15 protein-coding genes are annotated in these 20,245 nt (G+C 54.3%); 6 read left to right on the top strand and 9 right to left on the bottom strand.

Annotation, left to right across the window (positions count from 1 at the left end; all coding sequences use genetic code 11):
* Positions 1-12: 12 nt before the first annotated feature.
* The 6 genes from IOQ59_RS17510 to IOQ59_RS17485 all read right to left on the bottom strand — a co-directional run bounded on the left by IOQ59_RS17510 (position 13) and on the right by IOQ59_RS17485 (position 8,666).
* The gene (locus IOQ59_RS17510; protein WP_193954750.1) at positions 13-696 is read right to left on the bottom strand and encodes a response regulator transcription factor; all 684 of its coding nucleotides are present in this window, start codon (positions 694-696) and stop codon (positions 13-15) included.
* A gap of 13 nt (positions 697-709) precedes the next feature.
* A complete protein-coding gene (locus IOQ59_RS17505) occupies positions 710-3,895 on the bottom strand; it encodes an efflux RND transporter permease subunit (RefSeq protein WP_371871891.1) in 3,186 nt (1,061 codons plus the stop codon).
* On the bottom strand, positions 3,892-5,043 hold the full coding sequence (locus tag IOQ59_RS17500) for an efflux RND transporter periplasmic adaptor subunit (RefSeq protein ID WP_193954749.1): 1,152 nt from the start codon (positions 5,041-5,043) through the stop codon (positions 3,892-3,894). Before IOQ59_RS17500 ends, IOQ59_RS17505 begins: the two co-directional genes overlap by 4 nt.
* A 5-nt stretch (positions 5,044-5,048) precedes the next feature.
* Entirely contained in the window at positions 5,049-6,431 is a 1,383-nt protein-coding gene (locus IOQ59_RS17495) for an efflux transporter outer membrane subunit (RefSeq protein ID WP_228050984.1), read from the bottom strand.
* Between the two features lie 203 nt (positions 6,432-6,634).
* Positions 6,635-7,495, bottom strand: coding sequence for an S-formylglutathione hydrolase (fghA, locus tag IOQ59_RS17490; protein WP_193954748.1), 861 nt, complete (start codon positions 7,493-7,495; stop codon positions 6,635-6,637).
* A 40-nt stretch (positions 7,496-7,535) separates the two neighbouring features.
* The gene (locus IOQ59_RS17485) at positions 7,536-8,666 is read right to left on the bottom strand and encodes an S-(hydroxymethyl)glutathione dehydrogenase/class III alcohol dehydrogenase (protein ID WP_443094389.1); all 1,131 of its coding nucleotides are present in this window, start codon (positions 8,664-8,666) and stop codon (positions 7,536-7,538) included.
* A gap of 150 nt (positions 8,667-8,816) precedes the next feature.
* Here IOQ59_RS17485 and IOQ59_RS17480 point away from each other — a divergent pair, with 150 nt between their 5' ends.
* From IOQ59_RS17480 to IOQ59_RS17470, 3 genes are all read left to right on the top strand, one after another.
* Complete coding sequence (locus IOQ59_RS17480; protein WP_193954747.1) at positions 8,817-9,683, top strand: LysR family transcriptional regulator; 867 nt, start codon at positions 8,817-8,819, stop codon at positions 9,681-9,683.
* Positions 9,684-9,782: 99 nt separating this feature from the next.
* Positions 9,783-10,511, top strand: a complete 729-nt coding sequence (locus IOQ59_RS17475; protein ID WP_193954746.1) for a hypothetical protein — start codon at positions 9,783-9,785, stop codon at positions 10,509-10,511.
* A 183-nt stretch (positions 10,512-10,694) separates the two neighbouring features.
* Entirely contained in the window at positions 10,695-11,171 is a 477-nt protein-coding gene (locus IOQ59_RS17470) for a DUF6882 domain-containing protein (RefSeq protein ID WP_193954745.1), read from the top strand.
* Between the two features lie 74 nt (positions 11,172-11,245).
* Here the strand turns inward: IOQ59_RS17470 and IOQ59_RS17465 are convergent, their stop codons facing one another.
* From IOQ59_RS17465 to IOQ59_RS17455, 3 genes are all read right to left on the bottom strand, one after another.
* Complete coding sequence (locus IOQ59_RS17465; protein ID WP_371871890.1) at positions 11,246-12,091, bottom strand: alpha/beta fold hydrolase; 846 nt, start codon at positions 12,089-12,091, stop codon at positions 11,246-11,248.
* Between the two features lie 22 nt (positions 12,092-12,113).
* On the bottom strand, positions 12,114-13,436 hold the full coding sequence (locus IOQ59_RS17460; RefSeq protein ID WP_193954744.1) for a M20 family metallopeptidase: 1,323 nt from the start codon (positions 13,434-13,436) through the stop codon (positions 12,114-12,116).
* A 74-nt stretch (positions 13,437-13,510) separates the two neighbouring features.
* Positions 13,511-14,719, bottom strand: coding sequence for an amidase (locus tag IOQ59_RS17455; protein WP_193954743.1), 1,209 nt, complete (start codon positions 14,717-14,719; stop codon positions 13,511-13,513).
* Between the two features lie 477 nt (positions 14,720-15,196).
* On the opposite strand from IOQ59_RS17455, the gene IOQ59_RS17450 reads away from it, so the two are divergent.
* From IOQ59_RS17450 to IOQ59_RS17440, 3 genes are read left to right on the top strand one after another with little or no spacing between them, the layout of a single operon-like run.
* Positions 15,197-16,267 carry a YCF48-related protein gene (locus IOQ59_RS17450; RefSeq protein WP_193954742.1) on the top strand — a complete coding sequence of 357 codons (1,071 nt, stop codon included), beginning with the start codon at positions 15,197-15,199 and terminating at the stop codon, positions 16,265-16,267.
* Positions 16,268-16,314: 47 nt separating this feature from the next.
* Entirely contained in the window at positions 16,315-18,651 is a 2,337-nt protein-coding gene (locus tag IOQ59_RS17445) for an efflux RND transporter permease subunit (RefSeq protein WP_193954741.1), read from the top strand.
* A 22-nt stretch (positions 18,652-18,673) separates the two neighbouring features.
* Positions 18,674-20,227 (top strand): DUF1302 family protein, encoded by a 1,554-nt coding sequence (locus IOQ59_RS17440; RefSeq protein ID WP_193954740.1) that lies wholly within the window; start codon positions 18,674-18,676, stop codon positions 20,225-20,227.
* The last annotated feature ends 18 nt before the right edge of the window (positions 20,228-20,245 follow it).

Here is a 20,245-nt window from a genome sequence, read left to right as displayed (position 1 = left end):
TTTCAGCACGACTCACCCCTTCGCCTTGAGGACAAAACCTTGCCCCGGCAACGTATGGATCAGCGCCTGATCAAACGGTTTGTCCACCTGTTGACGAAGGTGGTAGAGGTGTACTTTCAACGCATTGCTATCCGGCGCATCATCAGGCCAGAGCGCTTGTTCCAGTTCCCGTTTACTGAGTACTGACGGGCTCGACCGCATCAAGGTCTCTAGCAGTGTCCAGCCACTGGGGGTCAGCTTCAGCGTTTGCCCCGCACGTTCAGCCTGACGCGCGCTCAGGTCAAGAATCAGATCGGCTACCTGCAGTTTTCGAACCTGCCCACTGCGCCGCTTTGCCAGTGCCTGAATACGTACAATCAACTCCTCCAACGCGAAGGGCTTAACTAAATAATCATCGGTACCTGCGCGAAAACCAGCCACTTTATCATCCAACGTATCGCGTGCCGTCAGCATCAGAACGGGGGTATCGATCCCCTGTTCACGCAGTTTTTCACACAATGTCAGTCCGTCCATACGTGGCAACATCAGATCCAGCAACAGTACATCGTAGTGACCGGAGCAGGCTAACGTCAGACCCGCCTGACCGTTATAGGCATGATCTACATCGATCTCCTCCAACGCCAGATAGTCAGCCACCGAGGCTGCCAGATCACGGTCATCTTCAACCAGCAATACATTCATGGCATTGAAACTCATAGGAAAAAGGCACTCATTCAACGGTTTCCATCGTCAGGGCATGGGTTTTGGTCGCCGCGCGTTGGCGCCACCAGCGGGCAATGTTCAGATCTTCACTGATCAGCAACAACACGGGAATCAACACCAGTGTGATCAACGTGGCAAACAGGATACCGTATCCCATAGCAATCGCCGCAGGAATCAGGAACTGGGCGTTCTCTGCCGTCTCCCAGATCAATGGCACCAGCCCCGCATAGGTGGTCACTGAGGTCAGAATAATGGCTCGCATCCGGTTACAGCCCGCATCCACCAGCGCCAACTTTACCGGACGGCCATCCGCTCTGCTCTCATTGTAGCGACTGATCAGCAACAAACTGTCATTCACCACCACGCCGGACAATGCCAGGATGCCAAACATCGACAGGATACTCAGTGGTACGCCGTGTAACCAATGACCGAGCAAGGCTCCGATGATGCCAAACGGAATAGCGGTCATGATCAGCAACGGTTGTACATAGGATTTCAGGGGGATCGCCAACAGTGTGTAAATCGCAATTAATGCAACGATGAACGCTCCTTTGAGCGAGTTAGTCGTCTCCGCTTCCTCTTGTGCCTCCCCACCCAAGTGTATGGTCAGATCACGGTAATCAAGTTCCAGCTGACCAAACAGCTCCGCATCCAGTGAAGCCAGAATCTCACCCGGAGACGCCACAGATTTATCCAGATCTGCGGTAATCACCGCCACCCGACCGCGATCAATACGTTCGATCTCCGTGGCGACATAACGGGAGCTGAGTTCAGCCACCGTGCTCAAAGGTACGACGCGACCATCCGCTGTACGGATACGGGCATTGTTCAGGTCATCGATACGCTGGCGCTGTTCATCCGGATAGCGCACTTTGACTTTCACTTCGTCGCGGCCACGTTGGATTCGCTGCACTTCGTAGCCCTGATACGCCTGCTGAATCTGCTGAGCAAGCATCGCAGTCGTCAAACCCATCGCCTGACCTTCCGGTCGCAGTTGCAGATCGATCTGCGCCTGTCCGGCTTTCATACTGTTCTGAATGCCAGAGACACCGCTGTACTGCGCCAAGGCTTCACGCACTTGCTTGCCCGCCGCTTTCAACGTTTCTGCATCCTGTGCCCGCAGCTCGATACTGATATCCGCTTCACCTTCCCAGGAGGTGATAAATTTCAGTTTCAGTACCCCTTCCAGTGGACCGATCTGTTCCTGCCAGCGATCCGCCACGGCCTGAGTCCCAAACGGACGGGCATCTCGTGGCGACAAACCTGCAATAATGGTCGCACCGGTTTCAGTGGTTAACGTCATCAACTGTGGAATCGGTGGCTGCTGTAACTGGTATTCGGCCTGTAACGCTTCATTCACCCGCGCAGCAATCGCTTCAACTTCGATCGCCTGCGCCTGTACCAATCCATACCCCGCCTGATCCTCCAGCGTCATCTCAACCATGATGAAGTTACTTGGAATATCCGGGAAAAAGACTGCTCTAATTTTTCCCGATGGCACCATCCCAATCACCACAATAAAGAGGGCAATGGCTATGATAACCGTGGCGTAACGCAGCTTAAGCATCCGGTGGATGAATGGTCGGTAGAGCTTGCGGGTGAAGTAACTCAGGCCACTGTGAACCTTACCCTGCAACCACCCCCACCCTGCCGAGATCGGATTACGGCTCAGACCAGAGTCCATTTTTAAATGCGCCAGATGCGCGGGTAAAATCAACTTGGATTCGATCAACGAGAAGATCAGACAAAACGCTGCGGCATAGGCGAAAAAACTGAAAATCTTGCCCATCTCACCTTCCACCAGTACCAGCGCCATAAACGCCACGACGGTGGTCAGCACACCAAACACGGTAGGCACGGTGACACGCTGCGCGCCGCGGATCGTCGAGTGCAAAGTCGCTCCGCGCTTCTCCCGCTCGCTGTAGATGCTTTCCCCCACGACAACAGCGTCATCCACCACAATACCGAGGGCAATGATAAAGCCGAAAGTGGTCAGCTCATTGAGGCTCAGGTTGGAAAAGTTCGGTCCCATCAACAGCATCGCACCGGCAAAGATTACCGGTAAACCCGCGCCGACCCAGAAGGCCACCCGCACATTCAGGAACAGCGCCAACAGAAACATGACCAGCAAAATCCCCATCAGGCTGTTGTCCAACAGCAAGGTCAGGCGGTTAGCGATGTAATGACTCTGATCGTTCCAGACTTCAACTTTGATGTTATCCGGCAAACGGCTGCGGAACGCGGCCACCTCCTTCTGCACTTGCTCCGAGATCTGCATGATGTCAGAGGTGTTGTACATTTTCACATCCAGCCAGATCGCCCGCTCGCCGTTAAAACGTGACATCACCGCCGATTGTTCGTACCCATCTCTAACCCGCGCCACATCGCCCAACGTCAGACGCTGACCATCCGTGGTCTCCTTGATCAGGATGGCTTCAAACTCGCGCAAGCGGTAGCGTTGCTGGTCCGCTTTAACCACCAGGCTGCCGTCTTTGCTGAATAGCTCACCGCCCGCTTCCGTCAACGATGACGCCCCGACACGCTGCGCGATATCACTTGAGGTCAGCCCCAACGCCTGCAACTGTTGTTCATCAACCTGAATCGTGATTTCCGGCGTCTGACGTCCGTTGGTGTTAATCCTTTCAATGGCTTTGTTCGCCAGTAGCTGGTCTCGCAAGTTCCGTGCGGTATCCTGCAATGCATCCTGATCAGCATCACCGTAGAGGTGAATGCTGACCGCATCTTCCAGATAGATCTCACGGCTGATTACCGGTTTTTCAGCCTTTTCCGGCAAGGTGGCGATGCCATCCACCCGGTTCTTCACATCTCGGTACAGCTTATTCAGATCGTAGCCACTAGTACGTTCAACCGTGACATAACTGCCACTGCCATCCGACGTGCTGGAGATCTTTTTAATACCCGGTACACCTTGCAGCGCTTCTTCGATCTTGATGGTTACACCCTCTTCCGAGGATTTAGCCGAACCACTGCTATAGATCACATTCACGCTGACACTGTTCGGCGGCAACGGAGGAAACGCCTCAACACGCAGATTCAGGGCAGTCATCACACCGGCGACCAGAATCAGTGCCATCAACAGATTGGCCGCCACGGGATTACCCGCAAACCAAGCCACCCAGCCTTTCTGCTCCGGTGCCGTTTGATAGGTGTCAGTCGAAGATTTCGTGCTCACCGCACACCTCCCATCACATGAGGCTGCACCCGCATATCCGGCAGATAACCGGACATCGGCTTACGCACTAGCTCGATGCTATCCGGCAATTCTCCCTGAGGCACAAAGATCTGCCCTTCGCTAGAGAACAGCGGTGCTCTTCGCACCCGTTGCAGCTGCTGATCGATGACATGCCATATATAGCCATCCGCGGTCAGCGCCGATGCTGGCAAAGCAAACAGATCAGACACGTTTTCGCCATGAATCTGTGCACGAACAAAACTCCCAAACAAGAGCGGCGTCGCCTGATCCAGCGGTTTATCCACCGTCACAATCAAACTGCGCTGTCGGGTATTTGCATCAATGGTTGCAGACAAGCGCTGCACGTTCCCCTGCCACTGCACGCCGTGCTGGTCCCGGCTCTGCAAAACCACCTCCAAGCCCACTGGATCATCAGGAAGCTGCTGCCACTGATTGGCGGCCAGCGACAACGCAACTTCAGCCTGATCGCTGGCCCTCAGGGTCGCCACCACCGTGCCAGACTCCACATAACTGCCCAATGCTGCACTGCGCTGGACAATGACCGCCGAAAAGGGCGCTTTTAGCTGAGTTAGCGCCAGATCACGCTTCGCTTGCACAACCGCCGCTTTAGCCGCCTGAAAACGTGACTTCGCCACCTTCAGTTGCGGTTCGCGCAGCACCAGTGCACCGGGTTTTTCCTTGATCCCCGAACGCTGCCAGTCACGTGCGGCCTGATCACGCTGGCGCTTCTCCTGCTGTAAGGCCAATGCGGCTTCTGCCTCTGCTTGCTTAGCATTCGCCAACGCGGTCTGGAAATCGGTATCATCGATGCGAATCAGCACCTCACCCTTATTAATCCGCCCACCCACTGCGAATTTGGCGTTACGCCACACCACCCGACCGGTCAGCTGACTGCTGAGACTGATCTCATCTACTGCGCGCACTTCGCCAAAGGCCTGCATCACACTGTTATAACTGCCGGTCGAGATCGGTAACACAGTGACACGTGGTGCGATGATTTTTTCTGGCAGCTTTTCCGGCTGAGCCTGATTGCTGATCGCATAGTCGGTATAGGTCAGAGCGGCCGGAATCATTGCCAGCGCCAAGGTGGTCAGCAGGATCGGTTGCCAGCGTTTATTCAGTTTCATCGAGCTTAGACTCCCATGCCCAGTGCCAGACCCAACGTAATACGATTGGTCAGACGGGCTTGTTGTGTTTGCAGTAACTGAATACGGGCGTCAAAGGCACTTTGCTTGGCATTCAGCAGATCAAGAATGGTGTTCAGGCCGTCGCGGTAACGGGCCTGATAATGAGCCAGACTGGCCTCTGAGTGTTGCAGGGCGGCCTTCAGGTGCAGTTGCTGCTGTGCCAGCGCAGCTTCTTGCCCCAATGATGCTTCCACTTCGTTCAGGGCATTCAATAAGGTTTGCTGGTATGCGAGGTAGCTACGCTCAGCCTGCAATCCGGCGATCTCAGCACCGGCTTTCAGTCGACCGGCGTTAAACAACGGCGCGGTTAAGCGTCCGAGCAGACTCCATGCATTGGACCCGGACAGCAAATCATTCAGATCCGGGCGGGTCTGGCTCAGGCTCGCACTGAGACTGAAACTGGGGAGCAGTTGCTTCTGTGCCACCGCCGCCTGCGCATCTGCCGCCAGAATCTGTTGATACGCAGACTGCAGATCCGGACGGTGAGCGATCATCTCCGCCGGTAAACGCAGGGGCGGATTCTCAATATCAGGGCGTAGCTGAGGGTTCGGAAGATCGATTTGACCAGCAATCCCCTGCAGAGCCGCTAACTGGCGATAGGCATTACGTTGAACCTGCTCCCGCGCAGCCAGACTGGCGCGAATACGGGCCGTTGCCGTCCGCGCTGCTTCCAAATCGGCCAACCCATTGCTGCCACTCAAACCACTGCGGTAACGCTCGGTAATGACCTCCTCGGTACTTTGCAAACTCTGAAGCCATTGTTGTTCGGCTCGAATAACCTGCTCACGCAGACTGATATCAATCCAGCGCTGAATCGTGCGCGCCGCCAGAGAGTTCCTCGCAGCTTGATAATCCAGCACCCGGGCCTGTGTCGTCGCCTCTGCCGCCCGACTCTGATCAGCCAGGCGGCCCCAGACATCTACCTCCCAGCTCAGATCCAGTGATAAGGTCTGTGTGTTCGTAATTATGGAATCTTTAACCCGTTGCGAGTTGAGATTCAGGTTCAGCTCCGGCTTGCGCGCTGCATCCGTCTGACGCGCCAACAACTGCTGTTCACGCAAACGTAACGCGGTTTGACGCAGATCGTAGTTCGCCGCCAACGTCTGCTGCACTAACCGGGTCAACTGTGGGTTGTCTATCAGATCCAGCAACTGATCACTGAGCAGCACCGGGTTCTGCGGCAAGGTTTCCTGCCAGCTTGTCGGTAATGCCACTGTTTGCGCATGACGGTTAACCCGGTCGGGGTGGGACGTCAGTCCGCTGCAGGCACTTAAAGCCAACACCATTAACGTCACCAGAGTGATACGGGATAAACGGGGGTTCACCATGCACCTGTTCCATACTTTCAGTTTGAGATGCTGATGTTGTACCTGAGTGCCGGTAAAGAGCGGGTTAAGACAGCCTTAAGGGAGCAACGGTGACAGGATGGAGGCCCACTCAATCGAGTCACTGCATGAAGGCGGGGGTATCTGAGCGAAGAGGATACAAACACGGCAGGATGAGTCCCGCCGTGTTTGGGCGTGGGTGTCAATCAGATCGAACTGAGCAACCCCAAGTTCTGCGCATGAAAACGCAGGTGGGATTCGATAAAGCTGGCGATGAAGTAGTAACTGTGGTCATACCCTTCATGACGACGCAGCTCCAACGGATACGTGCTGGCCTTAGCCGCCGCTTGCAGTGTTTCCGGACGCAACTGCGAGTTAAGGAAGTCATCCCCTTCACCCTGATCCACCAGGGTTGGCAGGTACTGCGCTTCAGTCGCTTGCTGCATCAACACACTGGCATCGTGCTGCTGCCAAGCGGCCTGATCCTCACCCAGATAGGCGCGGAACGCATCCTGTCCCCACTGGCAATTCACCGGATTACAGATTGGGCTGAACGCCGATACGGAGCGGTAACGGTTGGGGTTTTTCAGCGCAATCGTCAATGCGCCGTGTCCGCCCATCGAATGACCGGAGATGACGCGTTGATCGGTCACCGGAAACAGTTCTTCGACCAGTGCAGGCAGTTCGTTCACCACATAATCATACATGCGGTAGTGCTGCGACCAGGGTTCCTGCGTCGCATTGACGTAGAAGCCTGCGCCTTTGCCCAGATCGTAACGTTCCGCTTCGTCAGCCACCGCGTCGCCACGTGGACTGGTATCCGGTGCAACAATCGCAATACCCAGCTCTGCCGCCACGCGTTGGGCACCGGCTTTCTGCATAAAATTTTCGTCGCTGCAGGTCAGACCCGACAGCCAGTACATGACCGGCACTTTCTCACCGCGCGCCGTTTGCGGCGGCAGGAATATCGCGAAACGCATTTCGCAATTGAGGCTGGCCGACTGATGCTTGTACTGCTTGTGCCAGCCACCGAAGCTACGGTTCTGACTCAGATTTTCAACATGCATAAGGCACTCCATGCGGCCTCCGCAGAGGCCGCGCGCTCAATTATTTGTCGAAGTGGATCACACTGCGAATACTTTTGCCTTCATGCATCAGGTCAAAGGCTTCATTGATCGCATCCAGACCCATCGTGTGGGTGATGAAGTCGTTCAGCTTGAACTCACCCGCCATGTAACGTTCAACAATCTCAGGCAGCTCGGAGCGACCCTTCACGCCACCAAAAGCGGTACCGCGCCATACACGACCGGTCACCAGCTGGAACGGACGGGTAGAGATCTCCTGACCAGCACCAGCCACACCAATAATCACGGACTCGCCCCAACCTTTATGGCAGCACTCCAGTGCGGAACGCATCACATCGACATTACCGATACATTCGAAGCTGTAGTCCACACCACCGTCGGTCAGTTCAACGATCACTTCCTGAATCGGCTTGTCGTATTCTTTCGGGTTGATGCAATCGGTCGCACCCAGCTGACGTGCCAGATCAAACTTGCTGTCATTGATATCGATGGCAATGATACGGCTGGCTTTCGCCATCGTTGCACCAATGACCGCTGACAGACCAATACCGCCCATACCGAAGATCGCAACAGTGGCGCCTTCTTCTACTTTGGCGGTGTTCATCACGGCGCCCATACCGGTGGTCACACCGCAGCCCAGCAGGCAGATCTCTTCCAGCGGCGCTTCTTTGCTGACTTTCGCCAGTGAGATTTCCGGCAGTACAGTGTACTCAGAGAAAGTAGAGCAACCCATGTAGTGGTAGATCGGCTGGCCGTCTTTGTAGAAACGGGTGGTGCCGTCGGGCATCAGACCTTTGCCCTGCGTTTCACGGATCTGCTGGCAGAGGTTGGTTTTTCCGGATTTACAGAACTTACACTCACCACATTCAGGCGTGTACAGAGGAATAACGTGATCGCCAACCTGAACGCTGGTCACACCCTCGCCCACCGCTTCAACCACACCGCCACCTTCGTGGCCCAGAATCGCCGGAAAGATACCTTCCGGATCTTCACCTGACAGGGTAAACGCGTCCGTATGACAAACCCCACTGGCAATGATGCGCACCAGAACTTCGCCTTTCTGCGGCGGCATCACATCCACTTCTTCAATGGACAGTGGCTGGTTTGGTCCCCACGCAATCGCGGCTTTGGATTTGATCATCTTGTCACTCATGGCTGGCTGCTCCTGTTGTAATTGGGTGCCGGTTATCAACCCATCGGCTTTCAGTCCGACAGGGATGTTAGTACGTACTATCCAGTTTAGTTCTTTCTCATTTAGTTATAATCTACACTTTAAGCAAATCACTTTTACGAGATAGTAATAATGTACAGCTGGGAAGGCGTGACAGAATTTGTGGCGGTCAGCGAAACCGGCAGCTTCACTAACGCCGCCCAACGGCTCGGCATTTCCGTTGCACAGGTCAGCCGACAGGTCAGTGCACTGGAAAGCCGACTCGCCACTAAGCTGTTTTACCGCACCACACGGAAGGTCACCGTGACCGAAGCCGGGCAACTGTATTATCAGCACTGTCGCCAGGTATTAGACGGACTGGAAGAGGCCGAGCGCACCCTCACTAATATGCAGCGCACGCCACGCGGTCAACTCAAGATCACAGCCCCTACCACCTACGGTGAAAATCAGATTGCACCGCTGCTGAATAACTTTATGTGTGATTACCCCGACCTCCATCTGGAGTGTCATTTTACCAACCAGAAAGTGGATCTGATCGACAACGGCTACGATCTGGCAATCCGACTGGGTAAGCTGGAAGACTCCAGTCTGATGGCCAAACGCCTTGCCAGTCGACGCCAATACGTGTGTGCGTCTCCTGACTACCTCGCCGCGAATGGCGAACCCCATCTGCTGTCTGAGCTGGAACAACACAACTGCCTGCGTGGCACTCTGGAATACTGGCGCTTTCAGGAAAACGGACAGGAGCGCAACATCAAGGTCAGTGGCAATATCCACTGCAACAGCGGTCAGGCCCTGACCGATGCCGCGCTGAAAGGGTTGGGGCTGGTGCAACTGCCCGATTACTACATCCAGTCGTATCTGGAGGCAGGCACTCTGATCGCCGTCCTACAGAACTATCAGCAGTCCGATGAAGGGATCTGGGCACTCTATCCCCACAATCGCCACCTCTCACCTAAGGTACGGATGCTGGTTGATTATCTGTCCGAAAAGCTGTGACTGGAAAAACAACACAGTTCACCTGATCAGACTTAACCTGTTCTTAACCCGGCCTCTGGCACTGTTGACACAGTGCACTACCAGACTGGGTGAGAACATATGGAAATCAACAGCAATTCAGCCGCAAGGCCATCACTGAAAAGTACGCAGGGACATTCAGAAACATCCTCGCAACCGCCCAAAAGTGCGGCGGTTCTGCCTGCAAAAAACAACACTGCCGATAAAAAAAGCAATGCAGAGTTAAACAAGCTCTCGTCAGCACAGCTGAATAAACTCAACAAATCCCAGCTTGGAAAACTCAGCTCTGCTCAATTGAATAAGCTTAATAAAGCCCAACTCAATAAACTTGGCAGCGCCCAGCTGAACAAGCTAGATAAGGCGCAGTTGGGCAAGCTGAATAACGCCCAACTTGCAAAACTGAACGGTGCACAGTTAAAGAAATTGGGCAACGATCAGCTCAACAAACTCGATAAGCCTCAACTCAACAAACTGGGATCAGCGCAGCTCAATAAGTTGGACAAAGCTCAACTGAGCAAGCTCGGCAACACCCAGCTCAACAAATTAAACAAATCCCAATTGGGTAAGCTAACTCCTAACCAATTGGAAAAAGTCAGCGTCTCAAAGTTGAAGACACTGGGTGACAATGTCATCAAAAAGCTCAGTCCAGCGATGCAAGACAAGATTGGAAAATCTTCACCGCCTGCCCAAATCGATAAAGTATCGATCAGTGATGCTGCGCGTGACAAACTTGCCGCCGAACAAGCTGAAAAAAACAAAGCCGCGAAGACAGAAACCGCGACTAAAAACGGCCCGACCCAACCCAATTAACCTCTGAGGTCCATTTGGGATCTCCATCCATGTTGGGGCCAGTCGACCCGTTCACTGGCCTCCTTTTTCATCACTCACCACCCGCTCTCTGCGTTCTTTCGACACCCTATAACGCGCGTTCCGCTCAATCAGTCTATGCTTAATGCTGTAAATCCTTTCATCACAATCGTCTGGAGTTCCGTTATGACAGATGTATTTGCGAAAGAGGAATGGTGCTCAACGGTATCAGATGCGTGTCACTTTTTGACCGAACGACAAGACGCACTGATGCGAGATTACAAACTGGGGGAACACCAGCGTTTTGAATGGGATCAGTCATCCGGTGTTCTGACATTTTCCAATAACGGCATCCCTGCAGTCAGGGCTAAGATTCAATTTGTAGGTTCGGTCTCCATACTCTCCAAAACCTGGCTTTGGTCATGGGCTAACCCCTCGGTTGACCAGACCGTAAAAGACCAGATGGAGTGGGTAAAAGGATACGGAGAAGAACGAAACTTTATCGCACTGACCAACGAACAATGGGAAGGTGACGATGACGACGGGTGGGAAATGACCTGTGTGGCAGCATTAGTGCTGAATGCGCAGGGCGCTTATCGGACTGAGTCGGAAACTGGCTACACCTATATGATTATCACCGACATTCAGTGGGTTTTGAACTGAACAAGCTATACACAATAATCGTCCTTAAAGACGAGATATGGGGAGCCATCCGCTCCCCTTTTTCATGCCCGCGTTCAGGCGCTGGACTCCTGCAAAAAATCGATCACCAGCCGGTTAAAACGGGGAGCTTGTTCGATCTGCGTCCAGTGACCGCAACAGCCAAAGATATGCAGCTGCGCCTGTTTGATCTTACGTGACAGGTCTTCAGACACATGCACCGGCACCACAGCATCATCCCGACCATGGATCAGCAACGTCTGATGATCGAGTTCAGCCAGATCCGCATCATCGATCACCAGTGCATCGGCCCAGCGTTGATAGGGCGGCGGAAAGACCCGTTCGAACAATTCCTGCGCCCCAGGCCTTAAGGTGGCCCGGTAACGCAGCTCGGCCAGTTCATCGGTGGCTATCGACTGATCCCACGCCATGATCTGAAGAATCTGCTTCATCTTCTCCAGCGAGGGCTTATAGCCCCAGAGTGTCATCAGATTTTCGTTCACCACAAACGGCTGCCCGCCACTGCCCATCAACACCATCCGCCCCACCCGTTCAGGATGGCGAACCACCAGGGCCAGCGTCAGCGAAGCACCAAAGGAGTTGCCGATAAAATCGGCCTGCGCAATATCCAGCGCATCCATAAAACCGATGATCTGCTCAACCCAGCTGTCCATATGATGGAACTGATAATCCTCCGGCACATCGGTGTAACCAAACCCGATCAGATCCGGGGCCAGCACTCGCCGAAATTCAGCCAAGACGGGAATCGTATTGCGCCAGTTGGCCCATGCGGAAACACCCGCGCCAGAACCGTGTAACAGCAACACCGGACGGCCCGCCCCCTGATCGTGATAGTTCACCGCAAACTGGCCAACCTGAACGGTCTGGCCAATTTCGGGTGTTATTTCGGATGATGTGGTCACAATCAACTCCTAAGGTTTGAGCTTATACACCCACTTCATCACGGGTACGGGTCATACTGTCGATGATGGAATAGATGATGTTCTCCACGGGCGCGACCATATCGCCAATATTGCTCACACCCATCCCACCCAGACCAGCAGCAAACTCTTCCGGCACATCCGCATCACCTATCCACGGATAACCGACGCGCACCAGCGGCACTCCCAACTTGTTAATAATGGCCGCATCAGTCTGACCACTGAGCATCGGTGCGCCCGGATATTCTTTACCTTCCTGATTTTCCCAGGCAGAACGTGCGGACTGCACAATCCAGTGATCTTCCGGTGTCATAGACCCCGGACACGAGGCATACATCTCCCAATCGGCTTCCACCTCAGGGTGACGGGCAACGATGTCTTTCATCGCCTGATCAAACTGATGGCGCACATCGGAGGTGGTCTGATGGGGATTACAACGCATATCGATAAACAACTCTGTGGTCGCCGCCGGGAATGCCGGACGATGCGGCCAACCGGAACGCACCGCTGCGATCCATCCCTCGGGGGCGATCTGATCGGAGGTGTTTGCTTTGGTGTATTCAGGCAACCACTGCTCCAGCTCCTGAATCACAGTGGCAGCCGGCACGATGGAACTGCGGAAACCCGGTGTACCACGCGGGATACCGGAGTACCCCATATCCCCTTTCACGCGGACCTTAAACCAACACATACCCGGATGTTCGTGATACACCTCGTACCACGGCTTAAAAATAATCCCGAAGTCAGCGGTCACGCCGTGGGTTAGCATGTAGCTCACGCCGGTAGAAACACCGTAGTTATTGCGCTCCGGCACCATGGACGGCATCCCGCCACCGGCAAACGCCAGTACGATATTACCCTTCAGTGGCACACCCGCATCGACCACGGCATTCACCGCTTCCGCCAGACCCGACACCATCCCTTTTGGATTGGATGACCCCAGCCCAATGACCAGATCATCACGTAGATAACCTTGTGGGCGCATGTCGTCGCGCAGCTCATCACCCACCATCGGCAGATCCTCTTCGCTGCCCTCCAGATGGGTATCAATCGGTGCGTAGAGCAACATGGTTGCCCCTTCACCTGAACCATTTAGTTCACCCACCGCATTACCGCTGAGCTCATTTACCGGTTGGTATTTCGCATTAAGACCCATATCAGCCATGTACCGGCTCATAAATTCACTGGCTTCCTTCTCTGCGCCGGTGGGGCTGTGAATATTGACCAGATCCAGATTCAGCTGGCGTAAGCGTTCTTTGTCGACGCAGGCACAGGCTTTGTCGTACCACGCCTGCTGTTCAGGGGTCAGTTGATGCTTAGGATTCATGATGGCTCCTTATTGTTATTCTGCCGTCGCGGGCCAGGCCCGCGGAAAAAGGGTGTGTGAAATCGTTGTTGGGATCAGGCCCGCGTCAGCGTCTGCAACTTGTCTGCAAAATCGATCAATGCATGGTCCTCACCCAAGGGGGCGATCAGTTGAATGCCCAGTGGCAGGCCGTTCTCACCTTCGGCAATCGGAAACGTGATCGCGGGTAATCCCAGTAAGGTCCAGATACGGTTGAACAGCGGGTCACCTGTGCCATCAACCCGTTTGGGTGCGGTTCCGGCAGTGGCCGGGGTAATAATGAAATCGGCATCCCGAAACAGCTGCTGCAGTTTGTGTGCGCATCGTGCTTTAAGGTTATGCGCCGCAGCTTCGTCAGCGTTGTTGACCTGCATACCCTGCTCAATCAACGCCACCAACGGTGCACTGAGCTGATCGCACTGCTGATCGTAATGGGTGCTTAATGCACGGCTGGCTTCAACCCCCATAATCTGTTGCTGGGCGGTTAACAGCGCCGCGAAATCCGGCCCCATCTCGTAGTGCTCCAGGTCCGCACCTGCTTGCTGGCAGTCGGCCACAAACTGGTCAAACTCGGTGAGCATTTCGTCGTCGCCCTGCGACCAGAACGGTGTTTTGCATACCAGAATTTTCGGATTCTTCACGGCGTTGGCGATAGGAAGGTGCGGCGCTAATGCGGTCAAAATCAGACGCTGATCGCCCACCGTGCGGGAAAATGTTCCTAACGTGTCCAGCGTAGGGCAGAGAGGAAAGGTGCCGGCCGTGGGTAACACCCCATAACTCGGCTTGAGCCCCACTACACCGTTAAATGCGGCCGGACGAATCACCGAACCGGCGGTTTGAGTGCCAATCGCAAACGGCACCTGACCGTCCGCCACCGCGGCAGCGGAGCCGCTGGAGGAACCGCCCGGGCTGTATTCAGGATTGTGGGGATTCATCGTAGGACCGGCGGTAAAACAGGCAAACTCAGTGCTGACCGTTTTACCCATCACATAGGCACCCGCCTTCTTAAGTGCAGTGACTATCGCCGCATCGCTGGTGGGATGATGGTCTTTATAGATCGGGGAGCCGTAGGTCGTCAGCATGCCTTCGGTATCGATCAGATCCTTCACGGCGACCGGGATTCCTTGCAGCGGTGAATGCCGCACGCCCTGCCGAATCTCTTCAGCGGCCTGCCGGGCACGTGCTTGTGCCTGCGCCGGGTCCAGCCAGCTCCAGGCCAGAACCTGTTCATCGCGCGCTGCCACTCGTGTCAGCAACTGCTCCATTATCTCGTCCGCTGACAACCGACCAGAGGCTAGGGCCACTGATGTTTGCGCTACGGACATAAAGCATGACCCATCTTTCATTAATTTAATCTCTATTGAATTTTTATAGTTATTAGATAGTGATTAATTAATAATTACAGCCAAGTCAAGTGCTTTATATATTTGTATAAATAACATACACCCGCTTTTCATAGCTAAAACCGGCTTCAAATATGATCTAAGTCATTGTCCAAACTGGACAAAGGCTCACTTTCTGCTCTCCAAAAGCAAGAAGCAACCTTTCTTAAAAGCCCAGACAGGCACTATCTCATTGCCATAATTATTAATTAAGCAGTTGACATCAATTTTGTTCGTAATGATACTAAATGGACTTTCCATAGACTTTCAATCTATGAGAGAGAAAAATTGCCAAGGTGATCTATTGGCTCTTATAGACCAAAGAACACCGCCTTAGAACAAAAACAAAAAAGGTGAAAAATGGTAGCCGCTCTCAACAAGCTGACACGCCTGGGTGTTGGCGTCAGCCCATGGCTGGTCATTGCCGGACTGCTTTACGTTGGACTCTTTGTAAAACCGGAGCCCGTGGGCAGCACGGTTATTCCTACCGCTATCGAAGCACGCGACCGTTTCTACGGTCTGGTTAACCCTGAGCCTCAGGTTCTTTGGGCCGTGGCTGCTGACGGCAAGATCGTCCGCAGCGATGACGCGGGTCAGAGCTGGCAGGTGCAGGACAGTGGCACGAACGTTCACCTGCAGGACATTGCAGCATGGGACAGCCAGAAGGCGATCATCGTCGGTAATACCGGCGTGGCGATGTACACCGAAAACGGTGGCCAGAGCTGGTGGCAGGCCGATGCACCCCGTAATGATGTCGTTAACAAACTATTGGACGTGAAGGTCTTTGCCAACGGTGAAGCCTGGGCGGTGGGATCGTTTGGCACCATCATCGTGTCCCACGACTACGGCAAAAGCTGGAAATACGCGCTGGAGCCTGACGACTACATCCTCAATGAGATCACCGAACGCAAAGATGGCGCACTGGTTGCCGTGGGCGAGTTCGGCACCATTCTGCTCTCCGAAGATCGCGGCCAGAGCTGGAAAAACATCCCATCCACCGTGGAAAGCAGTCTTATGACTGTGGACTTTGTAGATGCCCAAACCGGTATCGCCGCAGGGTTAGACGGCATTCTGCTGAAAACCTCCGACGGCGGCCACAGCTGGCAGCGCATCGGCAATCAGTTTGCCAATCTGCCGGAAGCTAAAGCCGCTCCGGGCGTACCAAATGCAAGCAGCTGGCAGGACGTCACCACCGAGCACATCTTTACTTTGCGCTGGCACCCACTGCAGGAACGCTGGTACGGCGCAGGCAGCAAAGGATTGTGGCTGAAAGCTGATGCCGATGGCAGCAACTGGCGCGCGGGTCGTCTGGCCCCGAAAGACCTTTCCTGGCACACCTCGATCGCCCTGACCGATAACGGTGTGATCTATACCGGCCGCAATATTGGCCGCTGGGACGGGACGCGCTGGCAGGTTTATCAGAGCCGCTAACGCCGTAATCACGACCGAATAAGAACAATAAAACCGGGGATTATTCCATGAGCGAAAATCTAGCCAGTTGGCTGATCCGTTTCCGTGTCTGGGTGGTAGGCGTTGTCTTCCTCGCCACCTTCGCGATGAGCTTTTCAGCCGTCAAGATTGACGTAAAAACTGTATTTCAGGATCTGCTGCCCAGCGATCACGAATATGTAAAAACCCATAATGAGTTTAAAGACACCTTTGGTGGCTCCAATCTGGTGACCATCATGGTGGAGGTGGAAGATGGCGACATCTTCCAGCCTGAAGTGCTGGGGGTGGTGAACAACCTGACCCGTGAGTTGCAGAAAGTCAGTGCGGTTAACCCGTTTCAGATCATCTCGCTGGCATCCAAAAAGCTGAAGGAAGTTAAAGCTTCCACCGAAGGCATCGAAACCAAGCCGTTGATGTGGCCGGAGATTCCGGAAACGGATGCCGAGCTACAGGAACTGCGCGAAAAAGTTCTGCGTAACTCATTGGTTTACGGGCCTTATGTCTCAGAAGACCTGACGTCTACGCTGATCACGGTCGACTTTATCGATCGCCTGCTGGATTACGAAACGGCCTTTGAAGAGATCAACGGGCTGGTTAATAACGTCAGCGTTCCGGGCGTAAAAGTCCGCGTTGTGGGTGACCCGATTCTCTACGGCTGGGTGAACCACTACCTGCCGGAAACGTTGAATCTGGTTTTGCTCGCAGGTCTGATACTCGTCCTGATGCTGTTTGTCCTCAACCGTACTTGGCGTGGCACGATTCTGCCGATCATCTCTGGTGCGGTGAGTGCTATCTGGGCGCTGGGCATCTCCAATCTGATGGGCATCCATTTTGACCCTCTGGTCATCGTCATCGCGATGTTGATCACGGCCCGTGCGGTCTCGCATTCGGTGCAGATCATCACCCGCTTTAACGAAGAAGTGGAGCAGATCGAAGACGGTTCTGAAGAAGCAGGGGCCGCTGCGCATTCGACCTTATCTGAGCTGCTACGCCCCGGCATGCTGGGTATCGCGACTGACGCCTGCTGTGTGGCGGTTGTTGCACTAAGCCCCATCCCCCTGCTTCAGAAACTGGCCCTGCTCGCTGTTGTGTGGGTCGGAACGGTCGCTATCAGCTCCGTCTTACTGACGCCGGTTCTGCTGTCATGGGTTAAGCACCCGCGCGGTTACGCGCATCCGATCAATGTCAGCTGGTTGATGCACCGCGTACTGGACCTGTGCCATTGGGTTGTGGTCAGCCGCATGCGTTATGTCATGTTGATCTGGACCGCCATTGTCTTCCTGGGCTGCGGTTACTACGCGCTTAACCTGAAAGTCGGCGATGCCAATCCAGGCTCACCGATCCTCTGGCAAGACTCCGCCTACAACCTGGATTCCGCTGCTATCAATGAGAAATTCCAGGGTGCAGACCGCATGTTCATTGTGGTCGGCGGTGATGAGGAAAACCTCGCGAAGAAACCGGAAGTGCTGAAGAGCCTGCAGGAATTCCAGCGCTTTATCGAAGTTCAGCCTGAAGTAGGCGGCACGCTATCGGTGAGCGATATCTTACCGGCGGTCAACCGCACCTTGCGTGAAGGCAACCCACGTTTTGAAGAGCTGGGATCGACGCAGGATATCAACGGTGAGCTGCTCTACATGTTTGAAGCCGGCGCAGAGCCGGGGGATATGGACCGTTACGTGGATACGGCACGCGCAAACGCCTCTGTCACATTGTTCTTCCGTGACCGTCAGGGCGAAACCATCCGCACCACTATTGCCCGCATCAAGGAGTTTGTCGCTGAGCAGAATCTGGACGGCGCTGAGTACAAGTTGGCTGGCGGCCTGATCGGCGTTATTGCAGCCGTGAACGAAGTGATTCTCTCCGGTCAGCTGCAATCCATCGCACTGGCACTGTTGGTACTGGTGGTCCTCTGCACGCTGGTCTACCGCTCCTCCATGGCCGGAATGTTCTTCATGGTACCGGTGGTGCTCTCTAACACCGTGACCTTCAGCTTTATGGCGTACATGGGTATCGGCATGAACATCAACACCGTTCCGGTCGCCGCATTGGGCATCGGTTTGGGAGTGGATTACGCGCTGTATATCTGTGACCGCATCAAACAGGAACTGCGGACAGGGGCCGACGACCTGACTGCAATTGAACGTGCTCTGCACAGCTCAGGTAAGGGTGTGATGATTACGGCCTTCGTGCTCATCGTATCTGTGCTGCTGGTGTATCAAAGCTCGCTCAAGTTCCAGGCAGAGATGGGTCTACTGGTAGCCCTGTGGCTGACAGTTTCCGCCTTCACTGCACTCTTTGTAATGCCAGCAATGGCTTACATCTTTAAACCCGCCTTTATCTACGGTGATCGACAGGATGCCGTGTAAAAGAAAACGTGATGAGGTGATCATGAATAATAAGAATAAATGCAAGTCTCTCGGCCTGGCAGTCGCAGTCGCAATGGGGATCTCCTCCATGCCTGCGCAGGCTTCATACGAACTGGGCCCGGTCCAGCTGGACGGGTTTATCCGCCAGCACATGTCCTGGAATCTGGACGAACCGATTGGTCCCGGTGGTCCGATGGACGCCAAAGGCGACATGTCGATGAACCGTACCACTCTGCAGTTGGAGTGGAATGCGGAGCTGACCGATGACGTGGCGTTCATTGGTGTCGCACGAGCAGTCCGTGAGCAGACCACCTCCTACGGTGGCGATCTCAACAGCGGTGGTGCGTTTGGTAATCAGGGTCCACGTGATTACTACGACGAAGAGGAACTGCGCGAAGCCTATCTGGACATTTTCCTGACCGACCGTGTTCAGCTGAAACTGGGTAAGCAGCAAGTCGCATGGGGGGAGAGTGACTTCTTTCAGGCACTGGATATGATCCACGGTTTTGATTACCGCTGGCGTTCCTTTCTGGAACCGGCCAACGAAGATCTGCGTAAACCGTTGATCATGGCCAATGCGATCATCGACATCCCTGAAGCCGATGGTCAGCTACAGCTGCTTTACCGTCCGGGTTGGGATAACGATGACCAGATCGGCAACAGCTACGATATCGAAGGCGGTCGCTGGTCCAACGCACCGTATAAAACCGTTAATTTCCCAGGGGCGACGCCGTACTCCTATGATCACCCGGATGCTGATACCGACGATGCCACGTACGGCATTCGCTGGAACGGTACCTATAACGATCTGGGCTACTCCCTCGCCTACCTGCGTACCTTCAACCCGGACCCGGTGATGAATGCCAACCCGGCCTTCGCCAACGCTTCGGCATTTAACGGAGCCTACACCAGCAATCAGGCCTCCACATTCGGCGAAGTTATCTTCCCAACGATTGATGTGTTGGGTTTCACCCTGAACGGTTATTCCGAAGCGGGTGATTTCGTCTGGAGTACGGAGTTTGCGTACATCAAAGACGCGCCATTTAACGTGGGCGACTCTAACGGAAAATTCACCCCGGGTAACTGTAAAACCGTACTCGACGGTTTCTGTGGTATCGAACAGAGCGACGTGCTGCGCACCATGTTCCGTATCGATAAAAACCTGGCCTTTACCCAAGACCTGCTAGGCACCGAGAAACCTGCTTTCTTCTCGACTCAGCTGTTTAACACCTGGGTACTGGATCATCAGGACGGCATGAAACTGCTGGTTGGTCAGCCTGAAAATCGCAAAGAGCACAGCTCCCTGCTGACGTTCATTTTGGGTACGAGCTATATGAACGGTCGTGTCACACCTGAGCTGGTGACCGGTTTTGACCTGACATACGGTGGCGGCTTCGTGGTGCCAAGCGTGACTTACACCATGGGTGATCACTGGCGCGTGAAGGGTGAGCTGGATCTGTTCTTCGACGATGGTTCACAGCGCAACTTCGGCGATATGCAGGCGCAGGACAGCAGCTTGTTCGGTTGGTTTAAAGGCAACGATCAGGCTGCCGTGACCGTAACCTATCAGTTCTAAACACCAAGGTTTGAGGGT

This window comes from Pontibacterium sinense (assembly GCF_015209595.1).
Classification (GTDB): Bacteria; Pseudomonadota; Gammaproteobacteria; order Pseudomonadales; family Balneatricaceae; genus Pontibacterium; species Pontibacterium sinense.
The sequence above is the reverse complement of the archived record's forward strand: the minus strand, read 5'-3'. Positions and strand labels throughout refer to the sequence as shown.